General features: G+C 69.8%; 15 protein-coding genes. 7 read left to right on the forward strand and 8 right to left on the reverse strand.

What is annotated here, in order from left to right; translation table 11 throughout:
• Positions 1-10 precede the first annotated feature (10 nt).
• The 3 genes from VI238_RS09110 to VI238_RS18750 all read left to right on the forward strand — a co-directional run bounded on the left by VI238_RS09110 (position 11) and on the right by VI238_RS18750 (position 2,213).
• On the forward strand, positions 11-856 hold the full coding sequence (locus VI238_RS09110; protein WP_331650630.1) for a dienelactone hydrolase family protein: 846 nt from the start codon (positions 11-13) through the stop codon (positions 854-856).
• A complete protein-coding gene (locus VI238_RS09115; protein ID WP_331650632.1) occupies positions 853-1,737 on the forward strand; it encodes an NAD(P)-dependent oxidoreductase in 885 nt (294 codons plus the stop codon). Before VI238_RS09110 ends, VI238_RS09115 begins: the two co-directional genes overlap by 4 nt.
• Positions 1,738-1,925: 188 nt before the next feature.
• Entirely contained in the window at positions 1,926-2,213 is a 288-nt protein-coding gene (locus VI238_RS18750; RefSeq protein WP_414650046.1) for a hypothetical protein, read from the forward strand.
• Positions 2,214-2,216: 3 nt separating this feature from the next.
• Here the strand turns inward: VI238_RS18750 and VI238_RS09125 are convergent, their stop codons facing one another.
• Complete coding sequence (locus VI238_RS09125) at positions 2,217-3,902, reverse strand: M64 family metallopeptidase (RefSeq protein ID WP_331650634.1); 1,686 nt, start codon at positions 3,900-3,902, stop codon at positions 2,217-2,219.
• 122 nt (positions 3,903-4,024) lie between these two features.
• On the opposite strand from VI238_RS09125, the gene VI238_RS09130 reads away from it, so the two are divergent.
• The 4 genes from VI238_RS09130 to VI238_RS09145 all read left to right on the forward strand — a co-directional run bounded on the left by VI238_RS09130 (position 4,025) and on the right by VI238_RS09145 (position 6,693).
• Positions 4,025-4,903: an SPFH domain-containing protein gene (locus VI238_RS09130; RefSeq protein WP_331650636.1), complete on the forward strand. Its 879-nt coding sequence runs from the start codon at positions 4,025-4,027 to the stop codon at positions 4,901-4,903.
• A gap of 79 nt (positions 4,904-4,982) precedes the next feature.
• Entirely contained in the window at positions 4,983-5,168 is a 186-nt protein-coding gene (locus VI238_RS09135; RefSeq protein WP_331650638.1) for an Arc family DNA binding domain-containing protein, read from the forward strand.
• 162 nt (positions 5,169-5,330) lie between these two features.
• Positions 5,331-6,119 carry a DUF3887 domain-containing protein gene (locus VI238_RS09140; RefSeq protein ID WP_331650640.1) on the forward strand — a complete coding sequence of 263 codons (789 nt, stop codon included), beginning with the start codon at positions 5,331-5,333 and terminating at the stop codon, positions 6,117-6,119.
• Between the two features lie 10 nt (positions 6,120-6,129).
• Positions 6,130-6,693: a M15 family metallopeptidase gene (locus tag VI238_RS09145; RefSeq protein ID WP_414650047.1), complete on the forward strand. Its 564-nt coding sequence runs from the start codon at positions 6,130-6,132 to the stop codon at positions 6,691-6,693.
• Between the two features lie 4 nt (positions 6,694-6,697).
• Here VI238_RS09145 and VI238_RS09150 read toward each other — a convergent pair whose 3' ends face one another.
• The 7 genes from VI238_RS09150 to rimO form a co-directional block, all read right to left on the reverse strand.
• Complete coding sequence (locus VI238_RS09150; protein WP_414650048.1) at positions 6,698-7,078, reverse strand: DUF423 domain-containing protein; 381 nt, start codon at positions 7,076-7,078, stop codon at positions 6,698-6,700.
• Positions 7,079-7,116: 38 nt separating this feature from the next.
• Complete coding sequence (locus VI238_RS09155) at positions 7,117-8,358, reverse strand: DUF4340 domain-containing protein (RefSeq protein WP_331650642.1); 1,242 nt, start codon at positions 8,356-8,358, stop codon at positions 7,117-7,119.
• Positions 8,355-10,235 (reverse strand): Gldg family protein, encoded by a 1,881-nt coding sequence (locus VI238_RS09160; RefSeq protein WP_331650644.1) that lies wholly within the window; start codon positions 10,233-10,235, stop codon positions 8,355-8,357. Before VI238_RS09160 ends, VI238_RS09155 begins: the two co-directional genes overlap by 4 nt.
• Before the next feature lie 14 nt (positions 10,236-10,249).
• Positions 10,250-10,984: an ABC transporter permease gene (locus tag VI238_RS09165; RefSeq protein ID WP_331650646.1), complete on the reverse strand. Its 735-nt coding sequence runs from the start codon at positions 10,982-10,984 to the stop codon at positions 10,250-10,252.
• Positions 10,981-11,922, reverse strand: coding sequence for an ABC transporter ATP-binding protein (locus VI238_RS09170; RefSeq protein WP_331650648.1), 942 nt, complete (start codon positions 11,920-11,922; stop codon positions 10,981-10,983). Before VI238_RS09170 ends, VI238_RS09165 begins: the two co-directional genes overlap by 4 nt.
• Positions 11,923-12,117: 195 nt before the next feature.
• Complete coding sequence (locus VI238_RS09175; protein WP_331650650.1) at positions 12,118-12,978, reverse strand: DUF3025 domain-containing protein; 861 nt, start codon at positions 12,976-12,978, stop codon at positions 12,118-12,120.
• A 69-nt stretch (positions 12,979-13,047) separates the two neighbouring features.
• Positions 13,048-14,406 carry a 30S ribosomal protein S12 methylthiotransferase RimO gene (gene rimO, locus VI238_RS09180; RefSeq protein ID WP_331650652.1) on the reverse strand — a complete coding sequence of 453 codons (1,359 nt, stop codon included), beginning with the start codon at positions 14,404-14,406 and terminating at the stop codon, positions 13,048-13,050.
• Between the last annotated feature and the right edge of the window lie 63 nt (positions 14,407-14,469).

Here is a 14,469-nt window from a genome sequence, read left to right on the forward strand (position 1 = left end):
GGAGTCCGCGATGAGCACAGCCGAACGCGAAGACGACCCGCTCGAGGATTTCGACGCGCGTTCGATCGACCTCGACGGCGTCGCGCGCCGCGTGTACGTCTCAGGCCAGGGGCCCGGCGTGATCGTGATGGCGGAAATGCCGGGCATCAGCCCCGACGTCGCGCGCTTCGCGCGCTGGATCCGCCAGGCGGGTTTCACCGTCTACATGCCGTCGCTGTTCGGTCGCGATGGCGCGCATCCGCTCGCCGGGGACGGCCTCGCCGTGCTGCGCCGGGCGTGCATCAGTGCCGAGTTCCACGCACTCGCAGGACGCGGATCGAGCCCGGTCACGCGCTGGCTGCGCGCGCTCGCACGCCTCGCCCACCGCGAATGCGGCGGCGCAGGCGTCGGCGCGGTCGGCATGTGCTTCACGGGCAACTTCGCGCTCGCGATGATGCTCGAACCGGCCGTGCTCGCGCCGGTCCTGGCGCAACCCTCGTTGCCGCTCGACGACCCGGCCGCGCTCGAAAGCGACGATGGCGAGCTGCGCGGGATCCGCGCGCGACTCGAACGCGACGGCCTCGACGTGCTCGCCTATCGCTTCGAGGGCGACCGCCATTGCCGCGCGGAGCGCTTCGCCGCGTACGCCGCCGCGCTCGGTCCGCGTTTCGTCGCGCACGTGCTGCCCGACGATGCCGCCCGCCCGGACCCACCGCCGTTCTTCGCCGACGTCGTCGGCTGCCCTCACAGCGTGTTCACCGCGCACCTCGTCGACGTCGACGGCTCGCCGACCCGGCGCGCCCTGGCCGAGGTGATCGCCTTCCTGCGCGAGCGGCTGTGGGCCCCTGCAGCGTTCGCCGCGGAAACAGTGATATGACCGTCGGCTTCGCCGGACTCGGCACCATGGGCCTGCCGATGGCGATGAACCTGCTGCGCGCGGGCCACGCGCTGCGCGTCTGGAACCGCACGGCCGAGCGTTGCGCGCCGCTGCTCGAACTCGGTGCGCGACACGCGGTCTCGATCGACGCGCTGTGCCGCGACGCCGACGTGGTCATGCTCATGCTGTTCGACGAATCCGCGCTCGACGCCGTGCTCGGCCGTCGCTCGCATGCATTCGGCGCACGCGTCGCCGGGCGCACGTTCGTCCACCTGGGCACCACGTCACCGGCGTATTCGGCGGCGCTCGCGCGCGATCTCGACGCGTGCGGGGCGCGCTACGTCGAGGCGCCCGTGTCCGGCTCGCGCGTGCAGGCCGAGCGAGGCGAATTGGTCGGGATGGTTTCCGGCGGCGACGCCGCGGTCGACGCGGTGCTGCCGCTGCTCGCGCCGCTGTGCCGGCGCACGTTCCGCTGCGGCGCGGTGCCCGGTGCGCTGCGCATGAAGCTCGCGGTCAACCACTATCTCATCGCGATGGTCGCCGCGCTCGCCGAAACCGTGCATGCGGCGCGCGCCGCTGGCGTCGACGCGGCGCTGCTGCGCGACGTGCTCGATGCCGGCCCGATGGCGAGCGAGGTTTCGCGCATCAAGCTCGGCAAGCTCGTGGCTGCGGATTTCACGCCGCAGGCGGCCGTGCGCGACGTCGCGACGATCGCGGACCTCGTCACCGCGCAGGCCGAGACCGCCGGCGTGGACGCGCCGCTGATCCGCGCATGCGCTTCGTTGTATCGACGCACGGCCGCCGAGGGCTTCGGCGATCTCGACATGGCAGGCGTGGTCCACGCGTTCGGTGCGCGCGGGCCAGACCGGAAGGAACCATGACCGCCGAGGACGACGAACGCGCCGCCCGCGCAGTCGTCGCGCTCGACGTGCCGCCGCGCGAAATTCAGCGCGTAGCCCGAGCCGTTCGCGGCACGCGTTAGGGGACGCGACAAGCGCGCGCTCGGCGAACACGTCCGCCTGCGCGACTTCGGGGTGAACCTCACCACGCTCGCGCCGGGTGCGGTGCCTTGCGCCACGCACATGCGCTGCAGGACGAAATCGCCTACGTTCTCGCAGGGCATCCGACCTTGCGCTGGAACGCGGGTGAGCTGCCCTGCCCGGGCATGTGCGCGGGCGTTCGCGCGGGCGACGGCAATACGCATTGCATCGTCGACCTGACCGATGAACGCGCGGCCCACCGCGAGGTCGGCCATCGCGGCAGCGGCGATATCTCGTCCGGCCCCGACGACGACCTCGTGGCCGTCGAGCACGCCGACGCCTGGCGCTTTCGCCGCAAGGACGGCACGCCGTGGTGATCGTCAGCTGCCGTCGAAGCCGTTGCGGAAGATCACGTCGGTGTCGACCTGGATCGTCCAGCTGCGTTGATGGTCGAGCAGGCCACCGGCCATGGCGGCGGATACGAAGCCCGTGAGGTCCTTCACGCGCACCTCCAGCGTGTGCGACGACGGGGACGCGCCGGCCTGGCTGAACACGTAGGTCGACGACGTCGCGCCGCCGATCGGATCGCCGTCGAGGTACCACTGCACGTCGAGCGCGCCGATCGTCGGCTGCAGCAACGACACCGCGAAAGGCTGGTGGGTGCCGGGCGCGTACTGCACCGGTACCGTGGTGGCGGGCGACTCGCTGCCGGGTTCGATGAGGTCGATACCCGTGGAAGGATCACCCCAACCGCCGCGATAGAGCGTGCGCACGTACTCCTGGCGGCACACCGGGCAGAACGGCACGCCGAGGAACTGCATGAGGCATTGCGTGTCGACCGGTCGGTACATGCCCGTCGAGAGGTAGCGCGCGCCCTCGAACAGGCCGACGCCAGGGGTGCCAGGCGGCGTCGGAATCGGGTTCCCGGGCGTGAACCAGCTGTTCCACTTCACCTGCGCCGCCGCGCTCTGGTTGGTCACGTTGGCTTCGCAGGGCGCCCCGCCGGAGATGTCGCTGCACGGCGGAAAGCCTGGATACGGCGAACTGTACTCGTCGGCGAGGCCCGTGAAGCTGTGGCCGTACTCGTGCAGCACGATCTGCGGCGCCTGCGCGTGCGTCGAGGTGACCGAGATGCCGCCGCCGGAACCGCCGTAGGTGTCGTCGTTGACGACGACGACGATCTTGTCCCAATCCGGATATGCGGCCGCGGCCGCGAGCACGGCGCCGTCGTCGACGACGAGCAGGCGCTGGATCTGGAACGCGCAGAACGTCGCGTCGAAGGCGGTATCGACGGATTGGCCCGCGTGCGGGTCGCCGATCGCATCCGGATCCGAGCAGCAGGTCGCCTGCGTGCAGCCCGCCTGGTACGGCGGATGGTCCGCGCCGGACTGGCCGGAGGCGAAGAACGCCGTCGTCCAGTTCACGAAGCTCTCGTATTCCTTGTACGGCGCGAGGCCGAAGAAGGCGTCGTGCAGGATCGTCGCGTCCGCATCGAACAACGAATGCTGGGCGCTCGTGTAGCCGTCGCCGACGACGAGGATGTCGACGCGGTTGGCAGGGTTGCCGCCACCCTGCACGGGGTCGATCCGCGCCCGCGGCACGCGTGCAGCAAGGCGCAACTCGCGCGCATGCGCCGCGAGCACGCCGAGCTCGAAGCGCTGCGGCGCTCCCGCTCCGGCGAACTCGACTGCGTCGGCCGCATCGACGGGAATGCGCAGCACGAAGCTGCGCGCGCCCGCGTGCGGACGCGCCGAAACGATCGTGCCGTCGCCGCGCAGGGGATCGCGTGCGAACTCGCCGCGCAGTTCGGGGATGGCGACGCTGCGCTCGCCGAGGTCGATGCCGCCCTTCCAGGCGCGCCACGCGACGCGCTCGCCACGCGCCGCGTCGAATGCGGGCGCGCGCGCGTCGTCGCGTGCGTCGGCGAGATCGACCGTCGTGTAATAGACCGGCTCGATCGTGCCGGTGGTGTCGCGCGTGAACACGACGTAGTGCGCGGGCACGGCGTGCGCGACGCCGCTGGCGAGCCCGATCAGCAGACCGATGCGACCGACGGTGCGTTCCATGGCGCCTCCCCTCCCCGAAAAGCACGCGTCAGCCTAGCACAGCGACGGCGCGGCTCCCGCACCGCCCTTGCATATTGATATCGCTTTGATATCATACATGCGAGCATGAGGGAGGTTCGGCCATGAATGAACGCAGTGCTTTCTCGCTCGCCGGCATTCCGGTCGTATTGGTGCTCGTCGTCGCGATACCGGCGACGATCGCCGCCGCCGTCTTCGGCGTCGATGCGAACCCGTCCGCGCCCCTGTCGACGATCGTGCCCGCGGCACTCGTCATGGCCGTGCTGCTGTTCGCGACCGCGGGCTTCTTCCAGGTGCAGCCAAACCAAGGCCAGGTGCTGCAACTGTTCGGCCGCTACGCCGGAACCGTGCGCGACGAGGGGCTGCGCTGGACCAATCCGTTCTATTCGAAGCGTGCGGTGAGCCTGCGCGTGCGCAACTTCGAATCGGGCCGGCTCAAGGTCAACGACGCCGACGGCAACCCGATCGAGATCGCCGCGGTCGTCGTCTGGCAGGTCGTCGATACCGCCGAGGCCGTCTTCTGCGTCGACGACTACGAGAACTTCGTGCAGATCCAGAGCGAGTCGGCGCTGCGCCAGATGGCGCAGAGCTATCCGTACGACGCGCACGAGGGCGACGCGCCTTCGTTGCGCAGCCACGGCGACGAAGTCAACGCGCACCTGCGCCGCGAGATCCACCAGCGCCTCGGCAAGGCCGGCGTCGACGTCGTCGAGGCGCGCATCAGCCACCTCGCCTACGCGCAGGAAATCGCGCAGGCGATGCTGCAGCGCCAGCAGGCGGGCGCGATCGTCGCCGCGCGCGGGCGCATCGTCGAGGGTGCGGTCAGCATGGTCGAGATGGCGTTGGCCGAACTCGGCAAGCGCGGCGTCGTCGATCTCGACAACGAACGGCGCGCGGCGATGGTCAGCAACCTGCTCGTCGTGCTGTGCGGCGAGCGCGGCACGCAGCCGGTCGTCAACACCGGAACGCTCTACACCGGCTGACGATGCGCTCCGTCGTCGCCCGCAGCACCGCGTGTTGCGCCTCGTGCCTCGGTACGCCGTGCACGCGCGGAGGCAGCGCATGAACGGGAAGAAGGCGTATGCGCTGCGCATCGCCTCGCCCGTGCTCGACGCGATGCAGCGCTGGGCCAACGACGACCTCCGTTCGCTCAACGCGCAGATCGAGTACGTGCTGCGCGAGGCCCTGCGCGAGGCCGGGCGACTCAAGCCCGCGCCGAAACCACGCGCGATCGCGGACGACGCGTGAGGTGACGCCAGCGCCGGGCGTGATGCGCGCGGATTCGCGCGCGCCTCGCATGCGATGCGCGCGTGCGGTGCGCCGCATGGCGCCGTTGCGCCGCCCGCGCCCGGCTCAGCCGCGAGTCAGGCCTCCGTGGTAGCGTGCGCCATCCCGCCGGAGACCCGTTCCATGACCAAACGTTCGCTCGCGCTCGCGTTCGTGTTGCTCGCCTCCGCGTCCGTGCAGGCGGCACCGCAAAAAAAGAAGCACGCGGCAGCTCCCCCGCACGACCCGACGGCGCAGGGCGCGGCGCCGCAGGAGATCGATGTCGACGCGATGGCGCGCGCGAAGGACGGCAAGCCGACCGAGCCGTTGTCCGCGCCGACCGACGCGGCCGCGCCGGACTCCGCTGTAGCTGCCGACGATGCGGCGGCGGCGGCGGCGCCGGTCGAAGGATCGACGACCAACCCCGCATCGGCTGCGCCGGCCGCCGAAGACACGACGCCCGCCCCGACCTCCGCCGGCGCCGACGCCGAACACGGCCACTCCGCGGCGGCCGCCGAGGCCCCGACGACGACCGAGGCCGCGCTACCGCCGCAGGGCGGGTCCCAGACGGAACGGCCCTCGCCACTTGCACCCCCTCCGCCGCCGACGGCGGCCGAGAAGAGCCTCGCCGCCGGCTGCGAGGCGCGTGCGACCGCTTTGCTCGACGCGGCGCAGAAGGGCGATTTCGCCAATGCGACGCGCGACTTCGACGCGACCATGCGTGGCGCGATGCCGCCCGCGAAGCTCAGGCAGGCGTGGGAATCGCTGGCGCAGTTCGGCCGGCTGCAGGCGCGCGGACAATCGCATCCGATGACGAGCGACGGTTACGTCGCGATCACGATTCCGCTGATTTTCGACAAGGCGAACCTGTACGCGCAGGTCGCCTGCGGTAGCGACGGCCGCATCGCCGGCTTCTACGTGAAACCCCTCTGAGCGAAGGCCCGTGAGCGACCCCGTCGATCCGGCACCGGCGCGCTGCCACGGCGAACGGCGACGCGCGCTCATCGCCGAAACCCACGCGCTCGGCGTACCGCGCGACTACGGCCGGCAGCGCCGCCTCGCACCGGTGCGCGAACCGCGCGAACTCATGTGCATCGGCGAAGACATCCACGGCCGCCGGCAATGGCTCGCGCCGCGCGCGGCGCGCGCGTACGCGCGCATGACGGCCGCGGCCGCGGCCGACGCGATCGAACTGCAACTGGTATCCGCTTACCGCTCGGCCGAGTACCAGTTCGGCATCCTCGAGCGCAAGCTCGCGCGCGGACAGGCGATCGAGGCGATCCTGCGCGTGAGCGCGGCGCCCGGCTACAGCGAGCACCACAGCGGGCGCGCCGTCGACCTGACCACGCCGGGGTTCGCCGCGCTCGAAGAGGCGTTCGAACATTCATCGGCCTTCGCATGGCTCGTCGCCAACGCGCAGCGCTTCGGCTTCCGGCTGTCCTATCCGCGCGACAACCCGCACGGCATCGCGTACGAGCCGTGGCACTGGTGCTGGCATCGCGCGTAGCGGCTCAGCCGCTGCGTGCGTGCACGGCGAGCGCGAGCCAGCCGACGATGAAGGCGACGCCGCCGAGCGGCGTGATCGCGCCGAGCCAGCGTGGCGCGCCGAGCGCGAGCGCGTAGAGGCTCGGGCAGAACACCACGATGCCGAAGGCGAACGCGGTCGCGGCGACGCGCAGGCTGCGCGCCTCATGGTCGCGCGCGAACGTGCCGCACGCGAGCAGCGCGAGCGCGTGCCAGGATTGGTATTCGACCGCGGTGTGCCAGGTCGCGAGCGCGGCGGCATCGAGCACGCCGCGCAACGCGTGCGCACCGAACGCGCCGAGCGCGACTGCGACGGCGCCCGTGATCGCGCCGGCGCCGGTCGACAGGCGTGCGAGACGGTTCATCATCGCCGCGAGCGGCTCCGGCGATCGCCGGAGCCGTCCACTCAGTGCGCCGGTCCGGCTTTCGCCGGCTTCGCGGACGGCTTCGCCACGGGCGCGGCCTTCTTGTCCTCGAGCGGCTTGAGCAGATCGGACATCGACTTGTTGATGTTCGCGTACTTGTACGCGGGCACCACGTAGGTCCAGCCCGAGAAGCGCGCGTTGAGGTCGGCGACATCCTTGTTCAGCGCGGCGAGGCGCGTCTCGCGGTCCTTCGCGGGATCCTCGACCGACGCGGGCTTCGCGGGCGGCACGGCTGCATCGGTCTTGCCGTCCTTCTTCGCCGCCTCCGCGGCCGCGGCCGCCGCGTCGTACTCGGCCTTCGCCTTCGCCTGTGCCGCGGCGATCCCCTTGTCCGCCTGCGCCGTGTCGAGCGAAGCGACGAATTGCGCGTAGTCCTTGCCGTCCTTCTCCCATGCGGTCACGTCGACGACCACGCCGTCGAACGTCGCATAACGCGCCTTCAGCGCCTGCTCCGGCGGAGTCGCGTCCTTCGCCGGGAGCACGTCGTCGAAGCGCAACCCTGCGAGCGCGGAAGCGAGCCCGTTGATCGTGAACTCCGCCCCCGCCTCGCGCCCCTTCGGTACGCCGGCGAGCACGAAGTTCGCATCGCCCTCGGCGTTCTTGGCGATCGAGACCGTGCTGCCGTCCGGATGCGTGATCGCGACCGACGCGATGCGCGTCGCCGCGATGTCCGCGAGGTCCTTGCGCAGCCAGTCCGCGGCGTTCCTGTCGACGGTGAGCGATGCCGACACGAGCCAGCTTTCGGGCTCGCCCGCGACGCGCACGTAGGTGCCGCCGCGCGGGTCGCTGCTGCCGACGACGAGCACGAGCGGCTTGGCGAGGCCATCGAGCTCGACCTGCAGGCCCTTCGCGTCCTTCGTGGAGACGTCCTCGACGCCGAGCAGCGCGTACTTGTCCTTGTTCGACGTCTTCTGCTCGACGCGCCGGGCGTCGGCGAGCTTGAGCAGGAACGCGCGCAACTTGCCGGTGTCGGCGGCATAGCCGCCCTTCTCTGCCAGCGTCCAGCCGTTCGCGCCGCGCTCGAGCGTCGCGACCACCGTGCTGGCGGCGCCGGTGACGACGACCTTGGCGACGTCGTTGACGTGGTCGCGCAGCTCCGGCACGAGATAGGCCGATGCCTCGGCCTGCCCGCTCTGCGGACGGTTCGAATGGTTCAGCGCGACCGCGGCCGCGATCGCGACGAGGGCGACCACGCCCAGGCCGATCAGGGTCTTCTGGTTCATGCGCGGGCTCCCTGTGCGGCGCGACGGCGCTGCAGGCGCCACCACGCGAATGCGAGCGCGGCGAGCGTGACGAGCAGCGGCATCAGCACGATGTTGACGATCTTGAGGCGAGTGCCGAGCGACTCGATCTCGGCGTCGAGCTGGCGCCGCACCTGGCGAAGCTCCTTGCGGATCTCGAGCTTGCGGTCGAGGAACTTCTCCAGCTCGGCCTTCTGCTCGGCCGAAAGGATCTGCGCCTGGTCCTGGCTCTTGGCGCTCTGCAGTTCGGTGAGCTTGCGCTCGGTCTCAGACAGCTCGCGCTGCAGGTCCTGCTCCTTCGCACGGAAGCGCTCGTCGGCATTGCGCTTGATCGCCTCGACCGTGGTGAACGGACGCTGCGACGTCGCGCGGCCGCGGATTGAGATGAGATCGCTCGAACCGGCCATGTTGTCGAGCGCGTTGACCGCGAAGTCGCCGTTGTTGGCAAACGGATTAATGATCTGCTGGCCGAGGAATGGGCGCACCTGCACCCACATGCGGTCACTCAGGAGATCGGTATCGGCGACGAGCACGATCTGTCCGTTCGCATCCTTGGACTCCTTCAGCGAGCCCGCATCGGTGCGCTCCGGGAATGCGCTCTTGAACTTGCCGGACAGGCGCGCCGCGATCACGAACGGCGATCCGGCCGGCGTGTAGCCCTGCAGCAGCGAGGACGGGTCGGCGAGCATGCGCAGCCGGTCCGCCGGCACGCTCGTCGCGTCCGAAGTCGTCTGCAGCAAGGGCACGAGCTTCTCGTCCTTGGCGTCCTTGGCGAGGTCGAACGAGCCCGCGGTCGACACGTTGATGCTGTCGAGGTTCGCGGTCAGGACGTCGTCGTGGTTGAGGTCGGCCTGGGTCAGGCCGAGGATGCCCGGATGGCGTACCGGCGCCGTGCCCTCGCCCAGGCTGATCGGCAGGCCCCGCGCGCGGTCGAGCACGACCTTGTGCGGGTCGTACTCGACGCCCCAGGCCTTGAACAGCTTCGGCAGGTCGGACGACTTGTCGGCCATCATCCCCGCCATCGGGTTGGACGGATCGGCACCGCTGTCGTCGAGCTCGGCGCTCGGATCGACGAACACCAGCAGGTGGCCGCCGCGCAGCACGAACTGGTCGATCGCGTACTGCGCGTCGTCGGACAGGTGCTTGGGCTGCACGACGATGAGCACGTCCATGTCCTTGTCGACCGCCTTGAGGCTCGCCGCATCCACCGGCTTGACGTCGAACAGCTGCGTCCACTGCTGGTAGATCGCCCACGGCTGGCGCATCTGCTGCGTCTGCGGATCGAAGCCCGCCGCGAGCGGCAAACCCGACAGCAGGCCGACCACCGGCTTCTTCGGCGTTTCGAGGTCGTGGATGAGCTTGGCGATGTCGTACTCGAGGAACGCTTCCTTGTCCGGCTGCAGGAACGGGATCGACGCGTGGCCGTTGGTGGAATTGGTGCCCGCGATGCCGAGGAACACCTTGTCACCCGACGCCGACACGGGCACGGCCTGCAGGCCGAGGCTCGCCGCGCGGTCCTCGTCCTCCGAGAACGGCAACGGATCGATCACCTGCAGGCGCAGCTTGCCGCCCGAGCGCGCGGCCATCTCCTGCAGCATCTCGCGTACGGTCGAGAAGTAGCTGCGCAACTGCGGGATGCCTTCGCTCGCCTTGTCGGAGAAGAACAGATAGAGGTCGATCGGTTCGTCGATCGACTTCAGGATGTTCCTGGTGCCGTCGGACAGCGTGTAGAGGTGGTTCTGCGTGAGGTCGGCGCGCGCGCCGCGGAACACGACGTTGACCAGCAGCATCACCGCGACGAACAGCGCGGCGAGCACGGCCAGTGCGGTACCCGAAAGGGCCTTGCGATTGAGTTGCATCGTCGGACTCCTCCTCAGGCCGCTTTCTTCATGTCGATGACGACCGCGGTCGCGTACAGCCAGACGCCGATCATCAGGACGAAATAGATGAGATCGCGCAGGTCGATGACGCCCTTGCTGATCGACGCGAAGTGGGTCAGGAAACTGAGCCCGGCGATCGCGTCGGCGACGCCCTGTCCGGCGATCGCGCGGATCGCATCCAGCACGAGCGGGTAGCCCGCGAGCAGCAGCAGGAAGCAGATCACGACGGTCAGGATGAAGGCGACGACCTGGTTGCGCGTCGACGCCGACAGACACGAACCGATCGCGAGGAACGCGCCGGCCATCAGCAGCGAACCGAGGTAGCTCGCGAAGATGACGCCGTTGTCGGGACTGCCGAGGTAGTTCACGGTGAGCCAGATCGGGAACGTGAGAGCGAGCGCGATCGCGATGAACGCCCACGCGGCGAGGAACTTGCCGAACACCGCCTGCCACATCGTGATCGGCAGGGTCAGCAGCAGTTCGATCGTGCCGGTCTTGCGCTCCTCGGCCCACAGGCGCATCGACACCGCGGGCACGAGGAACAGGTACAGCCATGGATGGAACGTGAAGAACGCCTGCAGGTCGGCCTGGCCGCGTTCGTAGAAGTTGCCGAGGTAGAACGTGAATGCGCCCGACAGCAGCAGGAAGATCACGATGAACACGTAGGCGACCGGGGTCGAGAAGTAGCTGCGCAGTTCGCGCCGGAAGATCGTCGTCGTGCCGCTCATGTGCGTGCCTCCCTGCCCGCCGCGCCCTGGGTGATCGTGCGGAACACCTCGTCGAGGCGCCCAGCCTCGAGCGCGAGTTCTCGCACGGCGACGTTCTGCGCCTTGAGCGCATCTCCGACCGCTACGAAGATCGAGCGGCCGGGCTTCGGGAACGCCGTGATGCGGTTGTCCTGCGGGTCGACCTCGATCGCGGCGACGTCGGCGACGCGCGCGAGCGCGTCCTTCGCCTCCTGCACGTTCGCGGCGGTCAACGACACCGCCTGGTGATAGCGCGAGCGCGCCTCGAGCTCGGACGGCGTCGCGTCGGCGAGCACCCGGCCACCGGCGATGATGATCGCGCGCGTGCACACCGCGTGCACTTCCTCGAGCAGATGGGTGGAGATGATGATGGTCTTGTCGCGCGCCATCGAGTTGATCAGCGTGCGCACTTCCTGCTTCTGGTTCGGGTCGAGGCCGTCGGTGGGCTCGTCGAGGATGAGCACCTTGGGATCGTGCAGGATCGCGCCGGCGAGGCCGACACGGCGCTTGAAGCCCTTCGACAGCGTGTCGATCGGCTGTTCGAGCACCCGCTCGAGGTGCAGCCGCGCGATCGCGTCGTCGATGCGCTGGAACCGCCGCTCGCCGTCGAGGCCGCGCACGTCGGCGATGAAATCGATGAACTCGCGCACGGTCATTTCGCCATAGCTCGGCGCGCCCTCGGGGAGGTAGCCGAGCACGCGCTTGGCTTCGAGGGGCTGGCGCTCGATGTCGAAGCCGGCGACGGTCGCGCCGCCGGAAGTCGGGGCGAGGAAGCCGGCGACCATCTTCATCGTGGTCGATTTGCCGGCGCCGTTGGGCCCGAGGAAGCCGAGCACCTGGCCGGGCTCCACCTTGAAACTGATCGCGTCGACGGCGGTGAAATCGCCGTAGCGTTTGCTGAGTTGTCGGGTTTCGATCATCGTCTTGGCTGCACCTGTTGACGGACATGGCAGCCCGCGCACGCGAAAACCGCGCGGGCGACTACCCCCAGATGGTTTCGGCGCACTGCGTCGGCCGACGACGTCGCGAGCGGGCAAGCCCGCCGGCATCGCAGCGACCCCGGACGCAGGGCGCGCGGAAAGATACAGCAAAGGCCGGGGAAAGTTCCCGCGGGTTCACCCCAGACGCCACGGCGCGGGATAGCGCCTGCCCGGCCGCAGCGGCCGGAAGCACGGCGCCTGCGCGAGCACGCGTGCCGCGAGGCCCTCCGCGTGCCAGCCGCGAATGCCCGCGAGCGGCAGCGGCCGCAGCTCCTGCGGGTCGGCGAGCAGGTCGCCGGCGCGGATCGCCGTAGCGAGCACGCGTTCCGCCGACGCCCATCGCGCGACGATCGCCGCGTCGTCCGCGCGTCCGCGCAGCGCGTCGCGACGGACCTCGACCACGATGCACTTCGCGACCGGCCATGCGTGCCCGTTCCAGACATGCTCGGCGAGCGCGTGGCCGAACACGGTCACGGCCAGTTCGTCGCCCCATGCCGCGGACGCATCGACGAACAGCGCCGTCCAGTCGTGCGCGTCCCAGGCAGCGAGCCGGCGCGACGATGCGAGCCAGACGATCGCACCGGCTTCGTCGAAGTGGGTGAGGGCGCACTGCCCGCGCGTCCGCTGCCTCGAGCCGACGCGCGCGACATCGGCCGCCTGTCGCGCATTGAGCGCCCATTTGAGCTCCGGATGGCGCAGCCAGACCAATGCGTTGAATGCATCGTGCGCGTCGTGCTCGCGCGTCGCGAGCACGCTCTGAGCGGCGACGCGCGTCTCGTAGTGCAGTCCGTCGTCGAGCAGCGACCTTGTCTGCGCGCGGAAAGCGGGGCGAGCGACGCCGTCGCCGTCCTGCGCGCGCAGGCGGCGCGCCTCGAGCTCGTCGAGTCCGGGCAAGGACGCGTCGGGATCGAGCCAAGTGCGCACGAGCGGGTGCTCGGTCGCGGAGAACGCGCGTGGCGCGGCCGGATCGGCCGCAGCGGGTGCTCGGGGTTTCACGCGTTCACATCGCCGCTGCGGCAGCCGCGACGGCGACCGGCGCTTCCGACGCAGCGGCACGCTCCGCGATCACGCGATCGCCGCGAGTCGCCCGATCAGGTCGTGTTCGTCGGTATGGATGATCTCCACCTCGACGAACTGGCCCGGCTTCAACGCATGACCATCGTCGATGCGCACGATGCCGTCGATCTCGGGCGCGTCCGCCTTCGAGCGCGCGATCGCGCCGTGGTCGTCGACCTCGTCGACGATCACCTGCTGGCGCGTGCCGACCTTGCGCGCGAGTCGCACGGCGGAGATCTCCGCTTGCACTTCCATGAAGCGCTCGAGGCGCTCCTCCTTGACTTCTTCCGGAACGGGATCGGGCAACTCGTTCGCCTTCGCGCCGTCGACCGGCGAATAGGCGAACGCGCCGACGCGGTCGAGCTGCGCCTCGCGCAGGAAGTCGAGCAGTTCCTCGAACTCCGCCTCCGTCTCGCCCGGGAAGCCGACGATGAAGGTGCTGCGGAGCGTGAGTTCCGGGCATGCGGCGCGCCACGCCTGCACGCGCGCGAGTACCTTGTCGACCGCACCGGGGCGCTTCATGAGCTTGAGGATGCGCGGGCTCGCGTGCTGGAACGGGATGTCGAGGTACGGCAGGATGCGGCCGTCGGCCATGAGCGGGATCACGTCGTCGACGTGCGGATACGGGTAGACGTAATGCAGGCGCGTCCAAACGCCGAGTTCGGACAGGCCTTCGCAAAGGCCGGTCATGCGCGCCGCGCGCGCCTTGCCGCGCCACTCGCGCTCGGCGTAGCGAAGGTCGACGCCATAGGCGCTCGTATCCTGCGACACGACGAGCAGTTCCCTGACGCCGCCCTTGACCAGTTTCTCCGCTTCGACGAGCACATCATCGACCGGGCGCGACACCAGGTCGCCACGCATCGACGGGATGATGCAGAACGTGCAGCGGTGGTTGCACCCTTCGGAAATCTTGAGATACGCGTAGTGCTTCGGCGTGAGCTTCACGCCGACGCCGTCGATGATCCCTGCGCCGAGGCGCCGCGAGGTCGGCACGAGGTCGAGGAAGGGATCGTGCTTCGGCGGCAACGCCGCGTGCACCGCGTTCATCACGCTCGCGTAGTCCTGCGGGCCGGAGATCGACAGCACGTCCGGATGCACCTCGCGGATCACCTCGGCGCGCTTGCCGAGGCAGCCCGTGACGATGACCTTGCCGTTCTCCTCGAGCGCCTCGCCGATCGCGTCGAGCGATTCGGTCACGGCGGCGTCGATGAATCCGCAGGTGTTGACCACGACGACGTCGGCTGCGTCGTAGCTCGGCACGATGTGGTAGCCCTCGACGCGCAGCTGGGTAAGGATGCGTTCGGAGTCGACCAGCGCCTTCGGGCAACCGAGGCTGACGAAGCCGACCTTGGGATTGCGGCGTGACATGGGGAAACCGGCGCGGGTGGCAGCCGCGTAGTTTAGCAGCCGGGAGCGTGGGCCGCCGCGGGG

The sequence above is a fragment of the Dokdonella sp. genome (assembly GCF_036518555.1).
Taxonomy (GTDB): domain Bacteria; phylum Pseudomonadota; class Gammaproteobacteria; order Xanthomonadales; family Rhodanobacteraceae; genus Dokdonella_A.

What these genes read in the sequence shown, in the direction of transcription:
- VI238_RS09110 (WP_331650630.1), top strand. Translation starts at nt 11, where the DNA reads ATGAGCACAGCCGAACGCGAAGACGACCCGCTCGAGGATTTCGACGCG.
- VI238_RS09115 (WP_331650632.1), top strand. Translation starts at nt 853, where the DNA reads ATGACCGTCGGCTTCGCCGGACTCGGCACCATGGGCCTGCCGATGGCG.
- VI238_RS09125 (WP_331650634.1), bottom strand. Translation starts at nt 3,902, where the DNA reads ATGGAACGCACCGTCGGTCGCATCGGTCTGCTGATCGGGCTCGCCAGC.
- VI238_RS09130 (WP_331650636.1), top strand. Translation starts at nt 4,025, where the DNA reads ATGAATGAACGCAGTGCTTTCTCGCTCGCCGGCATTCCGGTCGTATTG.
- VI238_RS09135 (WP_331650638.1), top strand. Translation starts at nt 4,983, where the DNA reads ATGAACGGGAAGAAGGCGTATGCGCTGCGCATCGCCTCGCCCGTGCTC.
- VI238_RS09140 (WP_331650640.1), top strand. Translation starts at nt 5,331, where the DNA reads ATGACCAAACGTTCGCTCGCGCTCGCGTTCGTGTTGCTCGCCTCCGCG.
- VI238_RS09150 (WP_414650048.1), bottom strand. Translation starts at nt 7,078, where the DNA reads ATGATGAACCGTCTCGCACGCCTGTCGACCGGCGCCGGCGCGATCACG.
- VI238_RS09155 (WP_331650642.1), bottom strand. Translation starts at nt 8,358, where the DNA reads ATGAACCAGAAGACCCTGATCGGCCTGGGCGTGGTCGCCCTCGTCGCG.
- VI238_RS09160 (WP_331650644.1), bottom strand. Translation starts at nt 10,235, where the DNA reads ATGCAACTCAATCGCAAGGCCCTTTCGGGTACCGCACTGGCCGTGCTC.
- VI238_RS09165 (WP_331650646.1), bottom strand. Translation starts at nt 10,984, where the DNA reads ATGAGCGGCACGACGACGATCTTCCGGCGCGAACTGCGCAGCTACTTC.
- VI238_RS09170 (WP_331650648.1), bottom strand. Translation starts at nt 11,922, where the DNA reads ATGATCGAAACCCGACAACTCAGCAAACGCTACGGCGATTTCACCGCC.
- rimO (WP_331650652.1), bottom strand. Translation starts at nt 14,406, where the DNA reads ATGTCACGCCGCAATCCCAAGGTCGGCTTCGTCAGCCTCGGTTGCCCG.